A 23,055-nucleotide genomic window follows, 5' to 3' on the forward strand; every position below is an offset into this window, starting at 1 on the left:
CAAGGCCCGCACCGACGGCTTCGACAACCTCGTCACCGCCGCCACCTGGGCCCTCGCCGTGCCCGGCCCCGACGTCGTCAACGACTTCGTCCGCACCGGCCGCAACCGCGTCGCCCCCGACACCAACAACCGCCCCAGCCGCCAATCCTGGCAATGGCGCAACCAGAACTCCGAGAAGTGCCTGGCCGCCGCCGGTGACAGCGTCACCGTCGGCAGCCTGCTCGTGCAGGCGAACTGTGTCGACAGCGACCGGCAGCGGTGGATCGCGATGCGCGTCTACAACACCCCGGACCGCTACCGCATCGTCAACGCCAACGACCGCACCAAGTGCGCCGCCCTCTCGACCCGGACCGCCGCCAACAACATCCGCTTCGCCATCGCCACCTGCTCCATCACCGAGGTCGCGGACCAGACGTTCAAATACACCAAGACCGGCGAGAACTACACCTGGATCAACACCTACGCCGCCCGCGCGATCACCGTCCAGAACGCCAGCCGCGACCACGGCGCCGCCACCCTCACCTTCGACGTCAACGGCGGCAACAACCAGCTCTGGCACCCCACCAACACCCGGCTCCTGGTCAACCAGGAGCTCAGCGAGGTGAAAGCCCTGTTCTCGCACAACGGATGGGCTGTCCGGCTGCAGGGTGACGGCAACCTGGTGGCCACCAAGGGTGGACGGGCCTTCTGGGACACCAAGACCACCACCGGCGTCCGGCTGGTCAACCAGAGCGACGGCAACCTGGTGCTACGCAAGGCCAACGGCGACGCGATCTGGGCCTCCAACACCTACGGGCAGGGCCCCAGCACCCTCAAGCTGCAGCCCGACGGCAACCTCGTCCTGTACCGCAACAGCGACAACGCGGCCACCTGGAACATCGCGGTTCACGATTTCAGCCTCACCAGCAAATGGAACAGCAAGTGCGTCCATGTGCCCAGTGCGACGTTCGAACCCGCCGTCCAGCTGGAGGTGCGCACCTGCAACAAGAGCAGCCAGCAGAAGTGGACGTACGACTCCACCAAGAGTCTCGTCAGCTCCAACGGCAAGTGCATGGACGTGCGTAACTCGGGCAAGACCAGCGGCACGGTCCTGCAGATCCACAACTGCAACAACACGGCGGCCCAGAAGTTCGAGTTCTACACGGACGACACCTTGCGCAACGTGAACTCGGGCCTGTGCATCGACATCCCGAGCAACAACCGCAACGACGGCGCCAAGCTCACCACCTGGACCTGTAACACCGGGTCCAACCAGAAGTGGTCGACCATCTTCGGTTGACCTGAGGACGGCGGGGCCGATCAGCATTCGGCTCCGCCGTCACCCGTCCACGGGGACGGGTGAACCGGCGACAACCGCCCCGGCTCAGACCGTGGTGGCGGCGGGTCGGCGGGTGCGGATGAAGTACGCCAGGGCCAGCAGGACGACACGGTAGTGCCGGAGTGCCGTCATCCGGCTGAGAGCGATGGCGTGTGCCGCGTTCCGGCGCGCTTCGCGCCGGAACGCGGCACACGACGGTGACCACCGCATTCGCCCGGCGGTCGCCGGACGGTCCGTCAGTGCCGCCGGGGTCGCGCGGACGAGGCGGGGCGGGCCGCTGCGGTTGTGGGGCCGTGGGGCGTACCCACGAACGGGTTTGCGGGGGTCCGGGTGGCGTGCAACGTCGCCAGTAGCTGGAGGCGGTCGGCGTCGGGGGTGTTCTCGGCGGCCGTGTAGACCAGCATCACCGGGCCGGGGCTGCCGGGCAGCGGGTAGGTGTCCCAGGTCAGCAGGATGTCGCCGACGCCGGGGACGCGGAACGTCTTGGTGCCGCTGACCGATTCGCGGACGTCGTGGCGGGACCACAGGCGGCGGAAATCGGCGCTGCGGATGGAGAGTTCGCCGACGATCGCGGTGGCGCGCGGATGGGTGGGATCGGTGGCCACCGCGGCGCGCATCATGCCTATGTACTCCAGGGCCTGGCGCTCCCAGTCGGGGCAGGTGCGGTCGCCGGTCATGGTGTCCTCGAACATCAGCAGCAGCATGTTCAGGCGCTCCGGCGGGACCTGGGACGGGTCGCCGAGCAGCGCCTCCGCCATCGGATTCCAGTCGAGCAGGTCCAGGTGGCGGCCGAGCACCACGGCCGGGGTCCGCATCACGCGCAGCAGGCGGCGGGTGCTGTCCGGCACCCGCTCCGGGACCCGCTCGACCACCGCGGGCATCGGCCGGCGGGCCGCACGGGCCAGGGTGAACAGGTGGCGGCGCTCCTCGTCGTCGAGGGCCAGCGCGGCGGCCAGCGCGTCCAGGACGTCATCCGACGGGCGGACCTCCCGGCCCTGCTCCATCCGCTGGTAGTAGTCGGTGCTCAGGCCGGCGAGCAGAGCCAGCTCCTCACGCCGCAGGCCGGTGACCTTACGCCGGCCGCCGGGCTCCAGGCCGACGTCACGCGGGTGCAGCCGGTTGCGCCGGGCCCGGAGGAATTCGCCCAGCTCCCGGGCGTACGGATGCGGGTTGCTCATGTCCCCATCCTGCCGCGCGCCGCAGCCGGGAGGGTAGGTCCGGCAGACCTAGGCAGGCGAGTACGACGTGACCGGCCCGGATCGCTCCTAGCGTCGGGACGTCCCCTACGAAGGAGTCTCCATGAGCAGCGATATCGCCGTCGTGACCGGTGCGAACTCGGGCCTCGGCCTGGCCACCGCCACCGAGCTGGCCCGCCGGGGCACCCATGTGGTGCTGGCGGTGCGCAACGTGGCCGCCGGGCGGGAGGCGGCCCGCCGGATCGGTGGCAGCACCGAGGTACGGGAGCTGGATCTGGCCTCGCTGGCGTCGGTGCGGTCGTTCGCGTCCATGTCGACCGCCGACCATCCCCGGATCGACCTGCTGATCAACAATGCCGGCGCGGTGGTGCTCGGGCCCCGGCGCACCTCCGCCGACGGATTCGAACTCAACCTGGCCACCAACATGCTCGGTCATTTCGCGCTCACCGGCCTGCTGCTCGGCACCGTCACCGGCCGGGTGGTCAGTCTCAGTTCGATAACCCACAAGCCGGAGAGACTGGACTTCGACGATCTGATGTTCGAGCGGGGCTACCGGGGCACCACCGCGTACGGCCGGGCCAAGCTCGCCTGCACGGTCTTCGGCATCGAACTGGACCGGCGGCTGCGGGCGGCCGGATCGCCGGTGCTCAGCGTGCTCGCCCACCCGGGCATGACCCGCACCAACCTGACACCGCGGGCCTGGGAACACCTCGGCGCCCCGGGCCGGGTCCTGGCCCGGATCGGGCTGCTGGCCACCCAGTCGGTGGAGCAGGGCACCCAGCCGCAGCTGCGGGCCGCGACCGCGCCGGACGTCACCGGTGGCCAGTTCTTCGGCCCGCGCGGACCGTTCGAGATGTTCGGCCGGGTCACCGAGGTCCGGCCGAGCCGGGAGGCGGCCGACCCGGCCGTCGGCGCGCGGCTGTGGGCGGCGGCCGAGGAACTGACCGGCGTACGGTTCCTCAGCCGGCCGGATTCGGTCAGGCCAGCCCGGCCAGGTGCACCGCGGACACGGTGATCAGTCCGGCACCGAACAGGGTCACCCCACCGGCGGCGAACAGCGGGGTGACCCGGGTGGCCGAGCGGAGCATCGCGTACGTCCGGGAACTGCTCGTCACCAGGGAACTCCCCCAGACCGCCAGGACACCGACGGCGAACAGCACCACGGACATCCCGATACCGAAAGTGATCACCATCAGGAGGGCCAGCACGGACCGGCCCAGGAACAGCCCGGTGACCAGGACCAGGAACGCCGCCGGGGACGGGGTGAGCCCGCCGGAGATGCCGAGCAGGATCAGCCCGGGGCGCTTCCCGTGCCGACTCTCCCCGTGATGGTGGTGATGGTGGTGGTGACTGTGCAGATGACGGCGCAGCATCCATCCACCGGTCGCGACGATCAGGATGCCGGCGGCGATCTGCAACCAGGTCGTCAACGCCTCCAGCCGGATCACGTCGGACAGCGACAGGAACGTCCACGCCAGGCCGATCACCAGCACCGACAGGGTGTGCATGACCGCTACTGATCCGCCCAGCCAGGCCGCGTCCCGGATCCGGCCCCGGGTGCCGGCCAGATAGGCCGCCGCGAGAGTCTTGCCGTGTCCGGGCATCACCGCGTGCCACGCCCCGGCCAGGAACGCGAACAGGAACGCCAGCGGGGTGACCCCCGGCACGTTGATCAGATCCTGCATCCGGTCGGCGAAGGTGTTCACGCCGTCACCCGCCGACGGCGCAGGACCACGACAGCCGCGGCGAGCAGCAGGAACACGCCGAGCACCGCCGCGATCCGGGCCGGCGCGCCACCCCCGGTGGACACGGTGGCCCGGGCCCAGACATGCGTGTCGTGGCCGCTGTCGTAGACGGCACGGGAGCCGTTCGGGCCGGTGGCCATGGTCCGGTACGCCGGGTGCAGATCGGTCAGCATCCGCACCGCCACGGTCGCCTCGGACACCGGGCCGGCGCAGGTGAAGTCGGCCGTCGCGCCCTTCAGCGCCAGCGCCCGGACCGGCTCGATCACGCCCGCGCACTCACGGGTGCCGTCACCGACCGTGATCCGCTCCAGCAGGTAGGCCGCGAACTCGGCGGACGAGCCGACCACACCCGGGTCGGTGTGCCGGTAGTCGACGGTGCCGTCCGCCCTGGCCCGGTCCGCGGGCAGCAGGCCGAGCCGCATTCCCAGGACGGTCAGGTCGTCGGGGCCGCCGACACGCCACCTCACCCGTACGACATCGGGTCTCTGATCGTCGAGTGAGACGACGACGGTCTGCGGATCGCCGAACGGGTGCGCCGACGCCGGGCTCGGCGCCAGCACGACCGCGCCGATCACGGCCAGGGCGGCCAGCATGCGGCCGGTGTGCGGGGACAAGAGGAACGCTCCGATGTGGTGCCGGTGGTACGAAACGCGTCGAGTCTGGCCATCGATGATCGAACGCGTAACCCCACGAAGATGATCTTCAAAGGTCCGGCGCGTGAACGGCCGCCTCCCCAACCTCGGCACCCCCAACCGACCACCCACCCCGCGTGCCGCACAGCGGCCCGAACCGCACCACAACGCGGCACACCAACCGGCCGCCCCACCCGCGTGCCGCACAGCGGTTCGATCCGCACCACAACGTGGCACACCGACCGGCTGCCCCGCTTGTGGCGGTGAGGGGCGCATTCGCCCGGCGGTCGCCGGGCGGTCTGATGGGACGCCCGGCTTGCGGGGACGAAGCGGGGCTGCCCGATTTTTGTGGAGCTGAGGAGCGTACATCCGCGGTGGTGTTGGTTTGGATTTACGTGTCAAGGTAAGCTTTACATGTGCAGGACAAGTTGACAGAGGCGATGCGGGCTCTGGAGGCGCGCCGGGAGGCCTTTCTCGCGGCGCGAGTGCTCACCGCGAGTGACGACTGGGTCGGGGCGATCCGGCATGCGATCGGCATTCAGGCGGCCGCCGACGACGTCGTTCGTGCCGTTGTGGAGCAGGCCCGGCAGCGGGGCGCCACCTGGCAGGTCGTCGGGGACGCGCTCGGGGTGAGCCGGCAGGCGGCGTTCCAGCGCTATGGCAAGCCGATCGATCCGAGGACGGGAGAACCGATGAACACCACACCGCTACCCGAGGCCGCCGACCTGGCCACCGCCGTGCTCGACGACCTGGTGGCCGGGCGCTGGGCAAAGGTCACCGAGCGGTTCGACCCGACCATGCGCGACGGGCTGTCCGAGGACGCGCTCGCCGCCGCGTGGGCGCAGATCGTCGGCATGGCGGGCGCGTTCGAGAGCCACGGCCCACCGGAGGCCGCCCGCGCCGGCGACATGACGATCACCAACACCGCACTGGCGATGGAGGCCGGGGACTACACGGTGCGGATCACGTTCCGTGACGACCGGAGCATCTCCGGGCTGTTCATCCTCGACGGGCAGAAGCCGTGAGCGCCCGCGACCAGCGTTCGGTCGGCGTCTTCGTCCTGCTGTCTTTCGGGCTGTCCTGGCTCGTCGCGCTGCCGCTCTGGCTCGGTGACGGGCTGACCAGCGCCTGGTTCCCGGTGCTCGCGGTCCTCATCATGGCCACCCCGGCGATCGCCACCCTGGCCGTGGTGTTCTCGATCGACCGGCCGGAGCGGCCCGTGGCGGCGCTCGGGATGTGGCCGCTGAAGCCGGTCCGGCGGGTGCTCGGTTACGCGGCGATCGGGGTGTTCGGGTCGATCGCGATCGTTCTGGTGGCGCTGCCGGTCGGCGCGCTGCTCGGGGTCTACCCGGCCGACTTCGTGAACTTCTCGGCCTTCCAGCAGGTCCTCGACCAGCAGGGCGGCGAGATCCCGATCCCGACGGGGGCGCTCGTCGCACTCCAACTGGTCTCGCTGCCGCTCGCCTCGATGATCAACGTGATTCCGGCGCTCGGTGAGGAACTCGGCTGGCGCGGCTGGCTGCTGCCGAAACTGATGCCGCTCGGCGCGATCCCGGCGATCCTGATCTCCGGCGCGATCTGGGGACTGTGGCACGCCCCGCTGATCCTTCTCGGCTACAACTATCCGGACGCGCCCGGCTGGCTCGGCCTGTCCGCGATGGTCGCCATGTGCGTGCTGGTCGGCGCGATCTTCGGCTGGCTGCGGCTGCGCTCCGGCTCGGTGTGGCCGGCCGCGCTGGCCCACGCCGCGTTCAACGGCGCCGGTGGCAGCTATCTGATCTTCGCGATGGCCGGTGAGCGCGTCGACACCACCCAGGCGACGATCCTCGGCTGGAGCGGCTGGATCGTGCCGCTGATCATCGTGGTGGCGATCGTCGCCACCGGCCGGTTCACCGCGGCGCGGGAGCCGGTTCCGGTGAGAGCGCCGTCGATGGATTGACGCCCTGCCCCTCGCACACGATCGTGCTTCGTGCGCGACGGCCGGGCCTGCCGGACCGTTGACGCCGCACGCACCCCGGACCGTCAGCGCCCGCCGGGTCCGGGGAGCCGCCGGGAGCACTCGGTCCGTCAGCGTGTGCCCTGACCGGGACGATCTCTAGAATCGCGCCGATGACCACTCCCGCACTGGCGCGTGCCGAAGCCGCACTTCAACTACTGTCCGGTCCGCCACGCCCCCTCGGCGCGGCCACCAAAAGGCTCCCCCAAGGCGGCGGGGTGTACGCGTGGTGGGCCGCCCCGACAGTCCTGCCCGACCTGCCGACCGGGCCGGTCAACACGCACGCCCCGGGGCTGCGGATGCTGTACCTGGGCCGGGCGTCCAGCCTGCGCGGCCGGATCCTGCGCAACCACCTGCGACGTTCCGGAAGTTCCACCCTTCGCCGTACGCTGGCCGGGCTCCTCGTCGCGGAGAACTACCGGACCACGTGGACCGACCGGGTGGTGCTGGTGCCCGAGGACGAGACGCGGCTGACCGCCTGGATGACCGCGAACCTCCAGCTGACCTGGGCCCAGGACGCCGAACCGGTCTCCATCGAGGCGACGCTGGTCCGGCGCCTGCACCCGCCCCTGAACGTCAGCGGCGTCGACCCATCACACGTGCAGGCTGCGGTGGTCGAGGCTAAGGGGCGGTACAACGCGTCAGCCGCACCACAGTGAGCCAGGTGCGCGGCTGCTCCCGGAACTCGGCGAGCACCCGCCACCGGCCCGCCTCGATCGGCACCGGCGCCCCGCCAGTCATCTAGCGTCTGCTCGGGCACCACGACCGGCGGCCCAGCCCACGACTCCGCCCACACCGTCACGCCTCGGAGGCTATTGCCAGACCGCTCGGGGCCACGCCCACACGCCGCCGCGATCGTGGTCCGCCGACCGCAGGAAAGAACGTTCTCCTCGGGTGCCGGTCGGCTCGCTGCCGATACCTTGTGCGAATATTCGCCACCATGGCCCTTGGTCGGTTTACCACTTTTGAACCTTCCACGATGTTCCGAAGCCCGCTCGGGTCGAACGGCGGTGCGGAGTTCGCGGGTCCTGCTTGCCGACAATCGCGCGCCAGTCGGGCCATCCAGCTGCAATCGTGCCGGGTTTGCCAACCTTTTTGAGCTTTTTCTCATTGGTCGGCGCCCGATTTGCAGTCAACTCCCGCGCGAACACCCTATCCAGCAGATCTTGGCCGGTTTACCACCGTTGTGGAGTCTTGTTCTCGGCGACCTGATAACTTGCGGTCAATCGTCATCGTGTGCGACCCCACCCAATTGCAATCTTGGGGGATTTACCACCTTTTCGAGTCTCGTTCTCGGCTGCTGGCCCGCTCGCCGTCAATTCCTCGCGCGAGTGTCCGCCTTCCAGCTCCGCCCTGGCCGATCTTGGCGGATTTAACAGCGGAAAGAGTCTTCTTCTCAGCTGCTGGCCCGCACGCGGTCAATTCTCCGCGAGTGTCCGCCTTCCAGCTCCGCCCTGGCCGATCTTGGCGGATTTACCACCGTTTTCGGTGGTAAATCCGCCAAGATCTCTGACGAGCGAGTCGCCCGTGCAAGGGACTGACCGCTAGTGATCAGGCGGCTGAGAGCGAGGCTCTATCTGGTGGTAAATCCGCCAAGATCGGCCAGGATGGGGCTGGGCCAAGATCGGCCAGGATGGGGCCAGGACGTGGGCACTCGCGCGGAGAATTGACGGCGAATATCCCAGCCGCCGAAAACAAGACTCTTTTTCAGTGGCGAAGCGACCAAGCATCGCGGATTTGGGTCGGCCGCGTGCGGAATGGACCGCAGAGCGTTCGACAGCCGAGGAGAAGGCTTTTCGGGTGGTAAATCCTCCAAGATCTCCGCTGGATGGGCCGCCTGCACGAGGGAGTGCTGGAGACTCCCCATGCGGGACTTTGACACGAGACTCCACTGAAAGCCGCAAATCGACTAAACGGATGTCCGGGCGGTCGGATGAGTGGACGAAACGAGCGGCACAGCGAGCGACACAGCGAGCGACACAGCGAGCGACACAGCGAGCGACACAGCGAGCGATTCGATAGTGAGGGCTTGTGCGGAGGGAGGTCGGTGGGCGGCCGTTGCGGTGGCGGGCACCGCATTTGCCCGGCGGTCGCCGGGCGGTCCGGTGGGGTGCCCGCGTCGCGCGGACGAAGCGGGGCTGCCCGATTTGGGTGGAGCCGACGGGCGTACCGCTGCGGGGTTTGGAAAGGACCTGGGGAATCGGGACGCGCGAGCCAAAAACTAGACGTAGGCCACCGCGGGGTCTCCGGTGCCCAGGCGGACCCGGTAGTTCCAGCGGCGCAGGGTCTGGGTCATCTTCGCCGCTCCGGACGGGTTCGCCGAGTGGATGACGATCACGCCGATGTCGTACGGGGTGTCGTCGAAGGCGGCGCGTTCCAGGACCTCGATCACCGGCCAGATGGTGTCGGCGCCGCCCAGGTCGTGGTCGAGCCAGAGTTCGTCCAGGTGGGTGCCGTGCAGCCGGTGCAGGAGGGCCACCCCGGCGGCGCTGGTGCGGGCCACCTCGGCCGGGCGGTCGTCGGTGAACGAGCGGAGATCGTCGATCAGGACGATCATTCGGTCAGGCCGAAGTGGCCGGGGGTGTCTTGGAGGATCTGGCGGCGGTCGGGGTCGGGTTCGGCGGCGGCCCGCTGCCGGATCAGGTCGGTCAGTAGTTCCCGGTCGGCGGGGGCGAGCCGGGCCAGGGCGGGCACGAGGTCGCCGAGCGCGTCGGACACGAAACCGGGGTCGACGAGGTCGTCGTCGGAGAGTTCCAGTGACGTGACCAGGCTCAGCCAGGCGTCGAGGAGTACGTCACGGAGGGTGTCGGGCATGGCGGCGATTCTACGGCCGGGGTGGCCCGGCGGATCAGGAGGAGGACGAGGGCGGCGCCGAGGGCGAAGACCACCGCGCTCATCAGATAGCTGATCCGGAACGCCTGCTGGGTGGGCACGGCCAGGATGGTGATCACCAGGGCGCTGCCGATGGTTCCGCCGACCGTGCGCGTGATCGAGACGAGACGATCGACGACGCGGTCCGTGACATCGCCGAGGCGATCCAGCGTCTGGTGTACGGCCCTACGAGCTGAACGTCTCGATCACCACCAGTGAGGTGTCGTCCTGCCGGTGCTCGTCCGGAGTGATCGCGATCGCCCGGTCGGCCAGCTCGCCCAGGGCCGCGCTCGGATGGTCGGCCAGCAGCTGGTGCAGGCAGGCGATGCCGTCGTCGAGCGGGCAGGTGCGCGTCTCGATCAGCCCGTCGGTGTAGAGCAGCAGGCGGCTACCGGGCGGCAGCCACTGGGTGTGGGTGCGCCGGGCCACCCCGCGCAGACCGCCGAGCAGCGGGCCACCGGTCGGCAGCGAGCGCGGGCCGTCCCCGGGCAGGATCAGCGTGGGCGGCACATGGCCGGCGTTCGCCCAGGTCAGGGTGTGCCCGCCGGTCTCCTCCGCGGTCAGGTAGGCGACCACGGCGGTGGCCATGCCGCCGACGCCGAGCACCCGGGCGGCCCGCTCGAAGCGGTGCAGCAGCGCCGACGGGTAGTCGTAGCGGTCCACCAGCAGCGTCCGCAGCATGCTCCGGTAGTGGCCCATCGTCGCGGCCGCGGTCACCCCGTGCCCGGCCACGTCACCGATCACCACGGCCAGCCGGCTGTCGTCCAGACGGACCGCGTCGTACCAGTCGCCGCCGACCAGGTCACCCCGGCCGGCCGGCAGGTAGCGAGCCTCGATCCGCAGATGGTCCACCGGCGGCAGCGGGCTGAGCAGGGCCTTCTGCATGGTCTCGGCGGCGGTGCGGCGGTCCTCGTACCGGTCGATGCGTTGCAGAGCCTGCGCGACGTAGCCGGCGAGACCGGTCAAGACCGCCTGCTCGGCTTCCGCCGGCCGGTGCACGCCGGTCCAGCAGAAGGTGACCGCCCCGGTGCTGCCGGGCAGCGGCACGCTGACCGCCGACTGCCACTTGGCCTCGGTGAACACGGCCAGGGCGTCCGGCGCGGTCTCGGCGACCGCGGCGAGATCCGGCAGCACCACGATCCGGCCGGTGCGGACGGCGACACCGGCGGGGGTACGCCCGGACGCCGTCCGGTCCACCTCCACATGGGCCGGGTCCAGACTGCCGATGACCAGCCCGCGCACGATGTCGGCCACCTCGGCGGCGGTGGCCGCCGCACCGAGGGCGACGCTCGCGTCGAGCAGGAACCGGCCGGCCAGCCGCTGCCGTTCGGCGTGGTAGGAGGCGATCCGCAGCTGGAGACTGTCGGAGCAGGCGGCCGCGAGATCGGCGAGCAGGGCGGTCTCCTGGGTGCTCCACTGCCGCGGCTCGTGGTCGATGGCGCACAGCGAGCCGAGCACCCGGCCGTCCGCGTCGTGCACGGGCATCCCGGCGTACCCGACCACGCCCAGGTCCTCGATCGCCAGGTTGTCGCGCACCCGCGGATCCGTGCGGGCGTCGGTGACGATCAGCGGCTCCGCGGTGGCCACCACGTGCCGGCAGAACGAGTGGCTCAGCGGCGTCTGCCGGCGGGCCGCCCACGGCTCGCCCAGCCCGATCTGGCCCGGGAAGAACTGCCGGTCCGGGCCGACCAGGGAGACCAGTGCCACCGGCACGCCCAGCACGGTGCGCACCATCGCGGCGAACCGGTCGAACATCGGATCGGCGACGGCCTCCAGGCCGGTATGCGTGAGAGCGGCGAGACGATGCACGTCGCCGTCAATACCCCACCAGTGTGTGATGTGCACGCTCCCAACCGCCGTGCCCGTGCTGACCGGGCATGGATGACGTTGGACAGGGTACGGTTGCGCCGATCGAATCAGTGCGCGGACCAGAAGTGAGTGGTGATCGGGTGTGACGACCCCACCCGTGGAGTCCTTCGCAGGCGGGCTCTTCACCGACGGCGGTGAGACCGGCCGCCTGATGGCCTCGCATGACTGGGCGGCCACCGATCTCGGCCCGGTCAGCGGGTGGCCGCAGAGCCTGCGGGCGGCGGTGCGGACCGTGCTGTCCTCGCGCTATCCGATGCTGCTGCTGTGGGGGCCGAACCTGACACAGCTCTACAACGACGCGTATTCGGCTCTGATCGGTGACAAACACCCGGCGGCCATCGGCGGTGACGTGCGGGTCACCCTGGCCGAGGGCTGGGACGTGCTGGAACCGCTGATCCGTGACGCGATGGCGACCGGTGTGGCCAGCTGGGTGCCCGCGTTGCGACTGTTGCTCGACCGGTCCGGGTACCGCGAGGAGGCGTACTTCAGCGTCTCGCACGCCCCGGCCCGCGACGACGCCGGCCGGACCGTCGGGGTGCTGACGGTGTGCAGCGAGGTCACCGAGCAGGTGGTCGGTGAGCGCCGGCTGCGGCTGCTGCGCGAGCTGGCCGTGCCCGCGATCGGCCGGGCCGGGGTCGGCCGGGTCACCGCCGGGTTGTGCGCGGTCATCGGCGAGCACGCCCTGGACGTGCCGTTCGCCGCCGTCTACCTGCGCGACGGCACCGTGCTGCGCCGGTCCGCGCTGGCCGGGATCGCCTCGGCCGCGCTGCCGGAGACGATCCCGCTGGACGCGCCGGGCGACGATCCGTGGCGGTTGCGGGAGGTCGCCCGGGGCGGGGCGTTCGCGACGGTTCCGGTCAGCGACCGGCTCACCGTCGGTGGCGGCGCCTGGCAGGACCGGGTGGGTACGGCCGTCGCCCAGCAGCTGCCGTCCGCCGGCCGTGCCCAGCCACTCGGTGTGCTGCTCACCGGGGTCAGCCCGAGCCGCGCGCTGGACGACACCTACCGGTCGTTCCTGCAGCTGCTGGCCCAGCAGGTGGCGGTCGCGGTGCGGAACGCGCAGGCGTACCAGGAGGAGAGCGACCGGGCCGCCGCGCTGGCCGAACTGGACCGGGTGAAGACCGACTTCTTCACCAACGTGAGCCACGAGTTCCGTACCCCGCTGACCCTGATGCTGGGACCGCTCGCGGACGCCCTCGCCGACCGCGACGAACCTCTCGGTGACGTGCAGCGGGCCCGCGCCGACACCGCGCTGCGCAACGCCAACCGGCTACTCACCCTGGTCAACGAGCTGCTCACGTTCGCCGAGGCGGGGTCCGGCAAGGCGGTGGCCGAGCCGCGCGCGCTGGATCTGGCCCGCTTCACCGGCGAGCTGGCCGGGGTGTTCCGGGCCGCGGTCGAGCGCACCGGCCTGCGGCTGGTGGTCGACTGCCCGCCGCTGCCGCGCCCGGTCGCGGTGGATCCCGGCCACTGGGAGAAGATCGTCACGAATCTGCTCTCGAACGCGCTGAAGTTCACCTTCACCGGCGAGATCCGGGTGACCCTGGACAGCGATCCGGTCGCGGTCCGGCTGCGGGTCACCGACACCGGCATCGGCATCGACCCGGCCGAGCTGCCCCGGCTCTTCGAGCGATTCCACCGTGTACGCGGGACCCGCTCGCGCAGTCACGAGGGCACCGGCATCGGGCTGGCGCTGGTCCGTGAGCTGTCCCGGCTGGCCGGTGGGGACGTCACCGTGGCCAGTGCGGCCGGGACCGGCACCACCTTCACCGTCACCCTGCCGTGGGCGGCGATCGAGCCGTCCGGCGCCCCGGCTCTGGAGCCGGCCCCCGATCTGCTGGCCGGCGCCCGTTCCGTCGCCGACGTGTCCGACGCGTGGGCCGGCTCCGCCCCGGCCGTGTCCGGCACCGGTGACGTGCGGATCCTGGTCGCCGACGACAACGCCGACATGCGCTCCTACCTGGCCCGGCTGCTGACCGCCGAGGGCTGGCGGGTGGAGACCGCCGCCGACGGCGAGGCCGCCCTGCACGCCATCCGCCGGGACCGCCCGCACCTGCTGATCACCGACGTGATGATGCCCCGGCTGGACGGGTTCGGCCTGGTCCGGCGGCTGCGCGCGGACGACGCCACCCGCGGCCTGCCGATCGTGATGCTGTCCGCCCGCGCCGGGCAGGAGTCCGGGGTCGAGGGCCTGACCGCGGGCGCCGACGACTACGTGGTGAAACCGTTCGGCGCACCCGACCTGATCGCCCGGGTCCGTGGCACCCTGGAGCTGGCGCGGGCGCGGGCCGCCCAGCCCGGCCGGGCCCCGATGCCCGCCGACGCGGCGTCGCTGATCACCGCCGGGCGGGAGCTGGACCAGGCCTTTCAGAGCGCCACCGAGGTGGTACGAGGTCTGACCGGCGCCGCCTCGGCCGTGCTCACCCTCGGGGAGTTGCGGTTCGTCAGCGGCCGCCCACCGGATCCACCGGCCGGGCGGCACAGCGCCGACATCCGCGCGCGAGACGGCTCCCGGCTGGGGACCCTCACCCTGCACACCGCGTCACCGACCGCCGCGGATCTCCTCCCGGCGGCCACCGCACTGCTCGCCCGGCTCGCCGAGAACGACCGGCCGGCCCTCCACGAACCGCACCTCAGCGCACCCGACGGCTGGGAGCTGCACCTCTCCCCGGCCCGGGCCGGCAGCTGGACCGACGTGACCACCACCGCCGACGGCACCCTGCTGTTCAGCACCGGCGGGATCACCAGGCACGGGCTGTCCGCGGTGGTCGGCGCGGAATTGCTGCGGGCCGCGGTCCGGGCCTGCGCCACCACCGACCCGTCACCCGCCCGGATCGTCGAACGCCTCGGCGCCGACCTGCTGGTGGTCTCGGTCGACCCGCGGACCGGCCGGTTCGCCTGGGCCTCGGCCGGGCACCCCGGCCCGGCGCACGTGGTGCCCGGCGCCCCCGGCCGGCCGGTCGACGGCGATCTGCTGGGGCACGGCGAACAACTCGTCCTCTACAGCGGCGACAGCGCCGTGGTGGCCCTGCAACGTCGGCCGGCCGCCGGCACCACACCCGAAGCCACCCTGCCCGACCTGGACGTGAGCTGGGCCTATCCGCTGGAGGCCGGCTCCTCGTCGGCGGCCCGCCGGGATCTGCGCGACGCGCTGCCCGCCGACGTCGACCCCGATCTGCTGTACGACCTGCAGGTGGCGGTCACCGAGGCGATCAACAACGCGGTCGAGCACGCCCAGCAGCCCAGCCGGCCCGAGGTGCGGGTGCGGATGCTGGCCGGCGGCGGGCTGCTGCGGGTGGAGATCCAGGACTTCGGCGGCTGGCGGGCCCGGCCACCGGCACGCGACCGCGGGCGGGGGGCGATCCTGATGAACGCCTACGGCGATGTGCGGGTCACCGCCACCCCCACCGGCACCCGGGTCACCATCGAACGCCGGTGGATCGCTCCCGGTCACTCCGAGGGCAGCACCGCCACCTCGGCGTAGAACCGGCGGATCCGGCGCACCGCGGCCTCGAACGAGTCCAGGTCCATCGGCTTGGTCACGTAGGCGTTGGCGTGCCGGACATAACTCGCGGTGATGTCCGGCAGCGCGTCCGAGGTGGTCAGCACCACGATCGGAATGCTCTTCAGGGTGTCGTCACCCTTGATCTCCAGCAGCACCTCGTGCCCGCCCATCCGGGGCATGTTCAGGTCGAGAAGCACCAGGTCGGGGCGGGGCGCGTCGGCATACTCCCCCTGCCGGCGCAGGAACGCGAGCGCCTCGGCGCCGTCGGCCACGCGGCTCACCACGGGCGGCACCGCCTCGGCGGCGAGCGCCTCCTCGATCATCATCGTGTCGGCGTCGTCATCGTCGACGATCAGCACGTGAGCCACGGTCATCGCAGTCGGTCCCCGTCAGGTCGGCAGCACCGGCCCGAACAGCCCGGCCCCGGCAAATTACTGTACTGAGGACACGATCAGGTCACCACTCCCCCGGAGTCTGCTGATCATGCCCGCTGAACTGCGTTTTCCCCGACCGGGAGCGGTCACCCGGCCTCCTGGACCAGCAGGTGGTTGATCTGCTCCGGGGTCATCGGCTCGGCGGTGAGCGGGCGGGCGGCCGGGGCGCGCAGCCCGTCCAGCACGAACCCGATCTGGCGGCGCCAGGCGTCCGAGCCGGCGCTCGCCGCGGCGCGGGCCAGCGGAGCGTGTGAGGCCAGGAAGAACAGCAGGTCGGCGGCGGTGAAATCGGCGCGTAGCGAGCCGTCGCGGTGGGCCCGGGAGATGATCGTCTCGGCTGCCGTGTACGAGTTGTCGCACACCGCCATCAGCCGGCTCGCGTCCGGGAACCTGCGGGTCAGCACATCGCCGAGGGCCGGGTCGGTGGCCTGCAGCTCGCACACCTCGGTCAGATAGCCGGCGAAGCCCTCCCACGGGTCGGGGCAACCCAGTGCCCGGGTGGCTGCGGCGTTGAGGCGGGTGGCGGCCAGGTCGGCGATCACCTCGTCGATCAGCGCCTCGCGGGAGCCGAACAGGTTGTACAGCGTGCCGTGGCTCACCCCGGCCCGGCGGGCGATCTCCTTGAGCGGGACCTGCAGCCCGCGCTCCTGGAACAGGCCGGCCGCGGCGGTGCGCAGCTTGACGGCGTTGCGTTGGGCGTCCGCGCGCAATGCCCCTCCATAACTTGACCGGGCGGTCAACATGTCTGCTACCGTTGCCGGGTAACTTGACCGCCAGGTCAGAATAGCCGCCAGGAGCACCCATGCCGGAAACCACCGAGCAGGTCGAAGAGCCCGCCGCCGACGAGATCCAGGTCCCCACCCTGATCATCCTCGAGGGCACCGAGGACGCCCCGGTCTGCGAGAACGGAGTCTGCCTGTGACCGTCAAGATCGACGTCTGGTCCGATGTGGTGTGCCCGTGGTGCTACATCGGCAAGCGCCGCCTGGAGACCGCCCTCGACCGCTTCGACGGCGAGACGACCGTCACCTGGCACAGCTACCAGCTGGACCCGACCATCCCGGCCGGGCAGCGCGAGCCGGTGCGGGAGATGCTGGCCAAGAAGATCGGCGCACCGGCCTCCCAGGTCCGGGCGATGACCCACCAGGTCACCCAGCTGGCCGAGGCCGAGGGTCTGGCGTACAACCTGGGTGAGGCCATCTCGGTCAACACCCGCGACGCGCACCGGGTCGCCCACCTGGCCGGCCAGCACGGCCTCGGCACCGAGATGCACGAGGCGCTGCTGAAGGCCCACCTGTGCGACGCCGCCGTGGTCGACGACCCGGACGTGCTGGTCAAGCTGGCCACCGACGTCGGCGTCCCGGCCGGCGAGGTCACCGACGTGCTGGCCGGCACGAAATACGGCGCCGAGGTCGACGCCGACATCCGCACCGCCCGCCAGATCGGCGTGAACGGCGTCCCGTTCTTCCTGATCAACCAGAAGTACGGCATCTCCGGCGCCCAGTCCGCCGACACCTTCCTCGGCGCCCTGCAGAAAGTCCGGTCCGAGTCCTGACCGAGCCCGCGTGGTGACTTCCGGCGCGGAGCGCCCCGGAAGTCACCACGCGGCGTTTCCGCGATCGAACGCGCTCCGGGCGCCCGGATGGGCGTTCGGGTGTGGCGTCAGCAGGCGGGGGTGCGCGGCGGTCAGCGTCGGGCGAGGCGGCGGGTGGCTCCCATCTCGTACGGCAGTCCGTAGTGGGCGAACACGGCCGGTTCCTCGGTGGCCGCGAGTTCGCCGTCCAGGTCGATGGCGGGGGCGTTGCCGGCGAGCTTCTTGTCGTAGCGCACCCGCACCGCCTTGGGCGTGACGGTGGCCCCCAGGAGTGGGACGAAGATCAGCCGGTGGCGGCCGATGAAGCCGATCCGGACGGTGGCGAACAGCGGCTCGTCGGTGGCGGTGTCGACGTAGACCGCCTCCAGATCGCCGATCTTCTCGCCGTCCGGGTCGATGACGTTCTCACCGCGCCAGTCGCGCAGGTTCTCAGCCGGGAACATGCCTCCCGTTTTGCCCGTTTACCGAGCGACTGAAACCGGTGGTGCCGTGCCGTCCCGTTCTCCTCACGACCGGCGGCGGCGTCACGTCGCCGGCTTCGTCCGGGTGAGAAAGTCTCGCATCGCCTGCTGGGCCCGCGGGCTGGCGAAGAGTTCGGCTGATCGCCGGGCGGCCTGCTCGCCGTCGCGGTCGATGCGGGTGAGCATCTCGGCGGTGAGCAGGCGCTTGGTCTCGGCCAGGCCCTGTGGATCGGCCTTGAGCAGGTCGGTCAGGGTCTCGGTGACGGCTGCCGGCAGGTCGTCGTCGGGCACGCAACGGGTGATCAGGCCGATGGCCGCCGCCTCGGCGGCGTCGAACGTGCGGGCGGAGAGGAAGAGGTCGGCTGCCGCCCGGGGGGTGAGCCGGGACAGCAGGCTCACCGAGATGGCGGCCGGAGCCAGTCCCAGACGGACCTCGGTGAGCGCGAACGTGACCGACGCGGCGGCGATCACGATGTCGGCCGCGCCGACCAGGCCGAGGCCGCCCGCCCGGACCGGGCCGGCCAACTCGACGACCACCGGTTTGGGTAGGGCGGCGATCCGGCGCTGGAGGCGGACTATCTCGCGGGGGCCGTCGCCGGTGAGGTTCCGCGCCTCGGTCAGGTCGGCGCCCGCGCAGAACACCCGGCCGCTGGAGCGCAGCAGCACGACGCGGACCTCGGGGTCCTCCCCCGCCGCGGTCAGGTGATCGCCCAGCTCGGCCGTCAACTGCCTGCTCAGCGCGTTGCGGTTGTGCGGGCTGTCCAGGGTGATGGTGGCTACGCCGGCGGCGGCGCTCAGGTGAACGAGCATGTCAGTACGACCGGGGCAGCTGGAGCGCGGACTGGGCGATGAAGTTGAGCGCCATCTCGCGGCTGACCGGCGCGATCCGGGACAGCCGGACGTTGGCGAGAGCCTGCACCAGGCCGTACTCGACGGCCAGCCCGTTGCCGCCGTGGGTCTGGATCGCCTGGTCGACGGCCTTGCAAGCGACCTCACCGGCGGCGTATTTGGCCATGTTCGCGGCCTCTCCGGCGGCTACCGGGTCACCGGCGGCGTCCAGGGCCGCGGCCTTCTGGGTCAGCAGGCGGGCCGCCTCGATCTCGACGTGGATCTGCGCCAGCGGATGGGCGATCGCCTGGTGCGTGCCGATCGGGGCGCCCCACACCTCCCGCTGACGCGCGTAGTCGACGGCCTTGCGTAGCGCCCACCGCGCGGTGCCGGTGGCCTGCGACGCTGCCATGATGCGTTCCGGGTTGAGGCCGGCGAACAGCTGTTCGAGGCCGGCGTCCTCGCGGCCCACGAGCGCGTCGGCGGGCAGCCGGACGTCGTCCAGGAAGAGACTGAACTGTTTCTCCGGGGAGACTATGCCGGTCTCGATGTGCCGGTGTTCGAACCCGGTGGCATCGGTGGGCACCATGAACAGCGCGGGTTTGAGCTTGCCGGTCCGGGCGTCCTCGGTACGGCCGACGACCAGGACGTGCCCGGCCTCGTCGATGCCGCTGATGTAGGTCTTACGGCCGGTGAGCACCCAGTCGCCACCGTCGCGGCGGGCCCGGGTGACGATCTGGTGCGAGTTCGAGCCGGCGTCGGGTTCGGTGATGGCGAACGCGTAGCGCTCCCGGCCGTCGGCCAGTCCCGGCAGCCAGCGCTGTCTCTGCCCGGCGGTGCCGGACCGGGCGATGATCGTGCCGACGATGGCCGGCGACACCACCAGGAGCAGCAGCGGGCAGCCGGCGGTGGCCAGCTCCTCCACGACGGCGGCGAGGTCACCGATGTCACCGCCGCCCCCGCCGTACTCCTCCGGGATCGACACGCCCAGATAGCCGGCCGCGGCGGCCTCGTCCCAGAGTTCGGTGGTCTTGGCGCCCTCGGCCGCGGCACCGTAGAAGTACGACTCGCCGTACCTGCTTCCCAGCCGGAACACCGCGGCGCGCAGGTCGCGGCGTTCCTGGGACTCGACGAAACCGGTCACGGCTGCTCCTCGATGACGGCGAGCACGGCGCCCGCGACGACCTGCCGGCCCACGCTCACGGTGAGCCCGGTGACGGTGCCGTCGGCGGGCGCGGTGACGGTGTGCCGCATCTTCATGGCTTCCAGTACGACGATCGGGTCACCCTTGCGGACCACGGCGCCCACCTCGACGGCGACCGCGGTGACCGCCGCGGGCATCGGTGCGACGAGTGAGCCGGGGGCGATGGTCTCGGCCGGGTCGGTGAAGGTGGGGACCGGGTCGAAACCGAACGAGCCGTGCGGGCCGTCGACGTCGACCGCGGAACCGCTGACCGTGACCCGGTAGGTCTCCCGGACCGGGCCGTCGCTGAGCACGACCTGGTCACCGCGGACGTCGGTGACGTCGACCCCGGCGACGAAGTCCGACACCAGCCGTCGGCCGGCCGACGCGTAGGTGACGGTGTGCCGGTCGGGGCCGCGCCGGTAGACGCGGGTGCGGGGAGCGGCCGCGGCGTTGCGCCAGGCGGCGGGGATCCGGCCGAGCACGGGCGCGGTCGCGGCGGCCCGGGTGGCCTGTGCGAGGGCGGCGGCGAGCGCGGCCTTGGCGACGGCCCGGGGATCGGGGCCGGCGGTCCACCGGTCGAGGCGTTCGTCGAGCAGGGTGGTGTGCATCCGCCCGGCGGTGAACTCGTCGTCGGTGAGCACGGCGCGGAGCAGGCCGAGATTGGTGGTGACGCCGTGGATCCGGGTGCGGCGCAGAGTGCCGTCGAGCAGGCGGATCGCGGTGTCCCGGCCGGCGGCATGGACGATGATCTTGGCAAGCATCGCGTCGTAGTGGACACCCACCTCGCTGCCGGCCTCGATCGCGGAGTCCACCCGTACCCCCGGATGATCGGGGATGTCGAAGGTGCGGACACGGCCGGTCTGCGGGGTGAAGCCGGTGGCCGGATCCTCGGCGTAGAGCCGGACCTCGATCGCGTGGCCGGTGAGCGCCGGTGCCGGGCCGGGCAGCGGACGGCCCTCGGCGACGGCGATCTGGAGGGCGACCAGGTCGAGGCCGGTGACGCACTCGGTGACCGGGTGTTCGACCTGCAGCCGGGTGTTCATCTCCAGGAAGAAGATCCGGTCCCGGTCGACGAGGAACTCGACCGTTCCCGCCCCGCGATATCCCACCGCCTCGGCGGCGGCACGGGCGAAGGCGTGCAGCGCGGTACGGGTCGGCTCGGCGAGGTGGGGTGCGGGCGCCTCCTCGACCACCTTCTGATGGCGGCGCTGGATCGAGCAGTCCCGGTCGCCGAGCACCCAGACGGCGCCGTGGATGTCGGCGAGGATCTGCACCTCGACGTGCCGGGCGGTCGGCAGGTACGGCTCGGCGAAGACTGTCGCGTCCCCGAACGCCGACGCCGCCTCCGCCTCGGCGTGCGCGACCCGCTCGGCCAGCCGGTCGAGTGATTCGACGATCCGCATGCCCCGCCCGCCGCCGCCCGCCGAGGCCTTGACCAGCAGCGGCAGGTCGGCCGCGGTGACGGTGGCGAGGTCGGCGTCCAGGACCGGGACCCCGGCCGCGGCCATCATCCTCTTGGCGCCGATCTTGCTGCCCATGGTCGCGATGGTGTCCGGCGCCGGGCCGATCCAGGTGAGGCCGGCCGCCTCGACGGCGCGGGCGAACTCGGCGTTCTCGGACAGGAAGCCGTACCCGGGATGCACCGCGTCGGCGCCGGCCGCGCGGGCCGCCTCGATGATCAGGTCACCGCGCAGGTAGGTGTCGGCGGGCGCCTCGCCGGGCAGCCGGATCGCCTGGTCGGCCTCGGTCACGAACGGGGCGCCCGCATCCGCGTCGGAGTGCACCGCGACAGTCGCGACGCCCAGCTCACGGCAGGTGCGGAAGACCCGGCGGGCGATCTCGCCCCGGTTGGCGACCACGATCTTGCGAATCACTGGAACCCCCTCACAGGCGGAAGACGCCGTAGCCACGGGCGCCGGCGACCGGTGCGCTGTGGATCGCCGACAGGCAGATGCCGAGGACCGTGCGGGTGTCACGCGGGTCGATGACCCCGTCGTCGTAGCCGAGGCCGGAGGTGAAGTAGGCCAGGGACTGCTCCTCGACCTGCTTCTCGACCAGGGCGCGCATCGCGGCGTCGGCCTGCTCGTCGAACGGCACCCCGCGGGCGGCGGCGGCCTGCCGGGAGACGATCGAGATCACCCCGGCGAGCTGGGCCGGGCCCATCACCGCCGACTTGGCGCCGACCCAGCTGAACAGGAACCGGGGGTCGTACGCCCGGCCGCTCATGCCGTAGTTGCCGGCCCCGTAGGAGGCGCCCATCACCACCGACAGATGCGGCACTGCCGAGTTCGACACCGCGTTGATCATCTGGGCGCCGTGTTTGATGATGCCGCCCTGCTCGTACTCCGCGCCGACCATGTACCCGGTGGTGTTGTGCAGGAACAGCAGCGGTGTGTCGCTCTGGTTGGCCAGCTGGATGAACTGGGCGGCCTTCTGCGCCTCCGGGCTGAACAGCACCCCCCGGGCGTTGGCGAGCACACCGATCGGATAGCCGTGCAACTGCGCCCAGCCGGTCACCAGCGACGGCCCGTACAGCGGTTTGAACTCGTCGAACTCGCTGCCGTCGACGATGCGGCCGATGACCTCGCGCGGGTCGAACGGCACCTTGAGGTCGGCGGGCACGATGCCGAGCAGGTCCTCGACGTCCAGCACCGGTTCGGCGTACGCCGATCGGGGTCGGGGTCCGGCCTTGCGCCAGTTGAGGCGTCGCACGATGGAACGACCGATCCGTAACGCATCGTGTTCGTCGAGGGCCAGGTAGTCGGCCAGCCCGGAGACGCGCGCGTGCATCTCGGCCCCACCGAGCGACTCGTCGTCGGACTCCTCACCGGTGGCCATCCTCACCAGCGGCGGCCCGCCGAGGAACACCTTCGCGCCGCCCTTGACCATGACCGTGTAGTCGCTCATCCCCGGCACGTAGGCGCCACCGGCCGTCGAGTTGCCGAAGACCAGGGCGATCGTGGGCCGGCGGTCGGCGCTGGCAGCGGTGAGGTTGCGGAAGACCGCCCCGCCGGGGATGAAGATGTCCTTCTGGGTCTGCAGGTCCGCGCCGCCCGACTCGACGAGTGTGACGGTCGGCAACCGGTTCTCGGCGGCGATCTGGTTGGCGCGGAAGATCTTGCGCACGGTCACCGGGTTGGACGCGCCGCCCTTGACCGTCGGGTCGTGGGCGATGATCAGGCATTCCACGCCCTCGATCACACCCAGCCCGGTGACGACCGAGCCGCCGACGGCGAACTCGGTGCCCCAGCCGGCCAGCACACCGAGTTCCAGGAACGGCGAGTCGGGGTCGATCAGCAGCTCGATGCGCTCGCGGGCGGTCAGCCTGCCACGCCGATGATGCCGCTCGACGGCCTTCGGCCCACCACCGGCCAGCGCGATCGCCTGCTGTGCGGCGAGATCGGCGACGCGATCCAGCATC

22 protein-coding genes are annotated in these 23,055 nt (G+C 71.4%); 7 read left to right on the forward strand and 15 right to left on the reverse strand.

Features of this window, described 5'->3' with window-relative positions; all coding sequences use genetic code 11:
• Positions 1 to 1,279, forward strand: a 1,279-nt coding sequence (locus tag ACQ0O7_RS41815) for a ricin-type beta-trefoil lectin domain protein (protein ID WP_430791449.1), incomplete at its 5' end; no start/stop codon positions are given.
• 84 nt (positions 1,280 to 1,363) lie between these two features.
• Here the strand turns inward: ACQ0O7_RS41815 and ACQ0O7_RS41820 are convergent.
• Positions 1,364 to 1,528 (reverse strand): hypothetical protein, encoded by a 165-nt coding sequence (locus ACQ0O7_RS41820; protein WP_430791451.1) that lies wholly within the window; start codon positions 1,526 to 1,528, stop codon positions 1,364 to 1,366.
• A gap of 26 nt (positions 1,529 to 1,554) precedes the next feature.
• Positions 1,555 to 2,496 (reverse strand): helix-turn-helix transcriptional regulator, encoded by a 942-nt coding sequence (locus ACQ0O7_RS41825; RefSeq protein ID WP_430791453.1) that lies wholly within the window; start codon positions 2,494 to 2,496, stop codon positions 1,555 to 1,557.
• Between the two features lie 121 nt (positions 2,497 to 2,617).
• Here ACQ0O7_RS41825 and ACQ0O7_RS41830 point away from each other — a divergent pair, with 121 nt between their 5' ends.
• Positions 2,618 to 3,529, forward strand: a complete 912-nt coding sequence (locus ACQ0O7_RS41830) for an oxidoreductase (protein ID WP_430791455.1) — start codon at positions 2,618 to 2,620, stop codon at positions 3,527 to 3,529.
• Here the strand turns inward: ACQ0O7_RS41830 and ACQ0O7_RS41835 are convergent.
• Both ACQ0O7_RS41835 and ACQ0O7_RS41840 read right to left on the reverse strand, forming a co-directional pair.
• Entirely contained in the window at positions 3,492 to 4,220 is a 729-nt protein-coding gene (locus ACQ0O7_RS41835) for a cobalt transporter (RefSeq protein WP_430791457.1), read from the reverse strand. The two genes, ACQ0O7_RS41830 and ACQ0O7_RS41835, sit on opposite strands and share 38 nt — an antisense overlap.
• A complete protein-coding gene (locus ACQ0O7_RS41840; protein WP_430791459.1) occupies positions 4,217 to 4,873 on the reverse strand; it encodes an LPXTG cell wall anchor domain-containing protein in 657 nt (218 codons plus the stop codon). Before ACQ0O7_RS41840 ends, ACQ0O7_RS41835 begins: the two co-directional genes overlap by 4 nt.
• Positions 4,874 to 5,307: 434 nt before the next feature.
• Between ACQ0O7_RS41840 and ACQ0O7_RS41845 the strand changes: the two genes are divergently transcribed.
• The 3 genes from ACQ0O7_RS41845 (at position 5,308) to ACQ0O7_RS41855 (ending at position 7,546) form a co-directional block, all read left to right on the forward strand.
• Entirely contained in the window at positions 5,308 to 5,916 is a 609-nt protein-coding gene (locus ACQ0O7_RS41845) for a DUF3887 domain-containing protein (protein WP_430791461.1), read from the forward strand.
• Entirely contained in the window at positions 5,913 to 6,830 is a 918-nt protein-coding gene (locus ACQ0O7_RS41850) for a CPBP family intramembrane glutamic endopeptidase (protein ID WP_430791463.1), read from the forward strand. The genes ACQ0O7_RS41845 and ACQ0O7_RS41850 overlap by 4 nt, the downstream gene beginning before the upstream one ends.
• 170 nt (positions 6,831 to 7,000) lie before the next feature.
• Positions 7,001 to 7,546: a GIY-YIG nuclease family protein gene (locus tag ACQ0O7_RS41855; RefSeq protein WP_430791465.1), complete on the forward strand. Its 546-nt coding sequence runs from the start codon at positions 7,001 to 7,003 to the stop codon at positions 7,544 to 7,546.
• A gap of 1,562 nt (positions 7,547 to 9,108) precedes the next feature.
• Here ACQ0O7_RS41855 and ACQ0O7_RS41860 read toward each other — a convergent pair.
• The 4 genes from ACQ0O7_RS41860 to ACQ0O7_RS41875 all read right to left on the reverse strand — a co-directional run bounded on the left by ACQ0O7_RS41860 (position 9,109) and on the right by ACQ0O7_RS41875 (position 11,603).
• On the reverse strand, positions 9,109 to 9,444 hold the full coding sequence (locus ACQ0O7_RS41860; RefSeq protein ID WP_430791467.1) for a cyclic-phosphate processing receiver domain-containing protein: 336 nt from the start codon (positions 9,442 to 9,444) through the stop codon (positions 9,109 to 9,111).
• Positions 9,441 to 9,701, reverse strand: coding sequence for a hypothetical protein (locus ACQ0O7_RS41865; protein WP_430791469.1), 261 nt, complete (start codon positions 9,699 to 9,701; stop codon positions 9,441 to 9,443). The genes ACQ0O7_RS41860 and ACQ0O7_RS41865 overlap by 4 nt, the downstream gene beginning before the upstream one ends.
• On the reverse strand, positions 9,659 to 9,838 hold the full coding sequence (locus tag ACQ0O7_RS41870) for a hypothetical protein (protein ID WP_430791471.1): 180 nt from the start codon (positions 9,836 to 9,838) through the stop codon (positions 9,659 to 9,661). Before ACQ0O7_RS41870 ends, ACQ0O7_RS41865 begins: the two co-directional genes overlap by 43 nt.
• Before the next feature lie 106 nt (positions 9,839 to 9,944).
• Complete coding sequence (locus tag ACQ0O7_RS41875) at positions 9,945 to 11,603, reverse strand: GAF domain-containing SpoIIE family protein phosphatase (protein WP_430791473.1); 1,659 nt, start codon at positions 11,601 to 11,603, stop codon at positions 9,945 to 9,947.
• A 121-nt stretch (positions 11,604 to 11,724) separates the two neighbouring features.
• On the opposite strand from ACQ0O7_RS41875, the gene ACQ0O7_RS41880 reads away from it, so the two are divergent.
• Positions 11,725 to 15,111, forward strand: a complete 3,387-nt coding sequence (locus ACQ0O7_RS41880) for an ATP-binding protein (protein WP_430791475.1) — start codon at positions 11,725 to 11,727, stop codon at positions 15,109 to 15,111.
• Here ACQ0O7_RS41880 and ACQ0O7_RS41885 read toward each other — a convergent pair.
• Positions 15,078 to 15,506, reverse strand: coding sequence for a response regulator (locus ACQ0O7_RS41885; RefSeq protein ID WP_430791477.1), 429 nt, complete (start codon positions 15,504 to 15,506; stop codon positions 15,078 to 15,080). The genes ACQ0O7_RS41880 and ACQ0O7_RS41885 overlap by 34 nt on opposite strands.
• 146 nt (positions 15,507 to 15,652) lie before the next feature.
• Positions 15,653 to 16,276, reverse strand: coding sequence for a TetR/AcrR family transcriptional regulator (locus ACQ0O7_RS41890; RefSeq protein ID WP_430791479.1), 624 nt, complete (start codon positions 16,274 to 16,276; stop codon positions 15,653 to 15,655).
• A gap of 208 nt (positions 16,277 to 16,484) precedes the next feature.
• Here ACQ0O7_RS41890 and ACQ0O7_RS41895 point away from each other — a divergent pair, with 208 nt between their 5' ends.
• The gene (locus ACQ0O7_RS41895) at positions 16,485 to 17,120 is read left to right on the forward strand and encodes a DsbA family oxidoreductase (protein WP_430791481.1); all 636 of its coding nucleotides are present in this window, start codon (positions 16,485 to 16,487) and stop codon (positions 17,118 to 17,120) included.
• A 131-nt stretch (positions 17,121 to 17,251) separates the two neighbouring features.
• Here the strand turns inward: ACQ0O7_RS41895 and ACQ0O7_RS41900 are convergent, their stop codons facing one another.
• From ACQ0O7_RS41900 to ACQ0O7_RS41920, 5 genes are all read right to left on the reverse strand, one after another.
• Entirely contained in the window at positions 17,252 to 17,602 is a 351-nt protein-coding gene (locus ACQ0O7_RS41900) for a PRC-barrel domain-containing protein (protein WP_430791483.1), read from the reverse strand.
• Positions 17,603 to 17,683: 81 nt separating this feature from the next.
• Positions 17,684 to 18,430 (reverse strand): enoyl-CoA hydratase-related protein, encoded by a 747-nt coding sequence (locus ACQ0O7_RS41905; protein WP_430791485.1) that lies wholly within the window; start codon positions 18,428 to 18,430, stop codon positions 17,684 to 17,686.
• Between the two features lies 1 nt (position 18,431).
• On the reverse strand, positions 18,432 to 19,592 hold the full coding sequence (locus ACQ0O7_RS41910) for an acyl-CoA dehydrogenase family protein (protein ID WP_430791487.1): 1,161 nt from the start codon (positions 19,590 to 19,592) through the stop codon (positions 18,432 to 18,434).
• The gene (locus ACQ0O7_RS41915; protein ID WP_430791489.1) at positions 19,589 to 21,508 is read right to left on the reverse strand and encodes a biotin carboxylase N-terminal domain-containing protein; all 1,920 of its coding nucleotides are present in this window, start codon (positions 21,506 to 21,508) and stop codon (positions 19,589 to 19,591) included. The genes ACQ0O7_RS41910 and ACQ0O7_RS41915 overlap by 4 nt, the downstream gene beginning before the upstream one ends.
• Before the next feature lie 10 nt (positions 21,509 to 21,518).
• Entirely contained in the window at positions 21,519 to 23,054 is a 1,536-nt protein-coding gene (locus ACQ0O7_RS41920) for an acyl-CoA carboxylase subunit beta (protein ID WP_430791515.1), read from the reverse strand.
• Position 23,055 lies beyond the last annotated feature (1 nt).

This window comes from Actinoplanes sp. G11-F43, from assembly GCF_050589265.1.
Lineage (GTDB): Bacteria > Actinomycetota > Actinomycetes > Mycobacteriales > Micromonosporaceae > Actinoplanes.

Coding starts and splice junctions, on each gene's coding strand:
- ACQ0O7_RS41830 (WP_430791455.1), top strand. CDS start 2,618: ATGAGCAGCGATATCGCCGTCGTGACCGGTGCGAACTCGGGCCTCGGC.
- ACQ0O7_RS41825 (WP_430791453.1), bottom strand. CDS start 2,496: ATGAGCAACCCGCATCCGTACGCCCGGGAGCTGGGCGAATTCCTCCGG.
- ACQ0O7_RS41860 (WP_430791467.1), bottom strand. CDS start 9,444: ATGATCGTCCTGATCGACGATCTCCGCTCGTTCACCGACGACCGCCCG.
- ACQ0O7_RS41905 (WP_430791485.1), bottom strand. CDS start 18,430: ATGCTCGTTCACCTGAGCGCCGCCGCCGGCGTAGCCACCATCACCCTG.
- ACQ0O7_RS41820 (WP_430791451.1), bottom strand. CDS start 1,528: ATGCGGTGGTCACCGTCGTGTGCCGCGTTCCGGCGCGAAGCGCGCCGG.
- ACQ0O7_RS41855 (WP_430791465.1), top strand. CDS start 7,001: ATGACCACTCCCGCACTGGCGCGTGCCGAAGCCGCACTTCAACTACTG.
- ACQ0O7_RS41900 (WP_430791483.1), bottom strand. CDS start 17,602: ATGTTCCCGGCTGAGAACCTGCGCGACTGGCGCGGTGAGAACGTCATC.
- ACQ0O7_RS41885 (WP_430791477.1), bottom strand. CDS start 15,506: ATGACCGTGGCTCACGTGCTGATCGTCGACGATGACGACGCCGACACG.
- ACQ0O7_RS41920 (WP_430791515.1), bottom strand. CDS start 23,054: ATGCTGGATCGCGTCGCCGATCTCGCCGCACAGCAGGCGATCGCGCTG.
- ACQ0O7_RS41865 (WP_430791469.1), bottom strand. CDS start 9,701: ATGCCCGACACCCTCCGTGACGTACTCCTCGACGCCTGGCTGAGCCTG.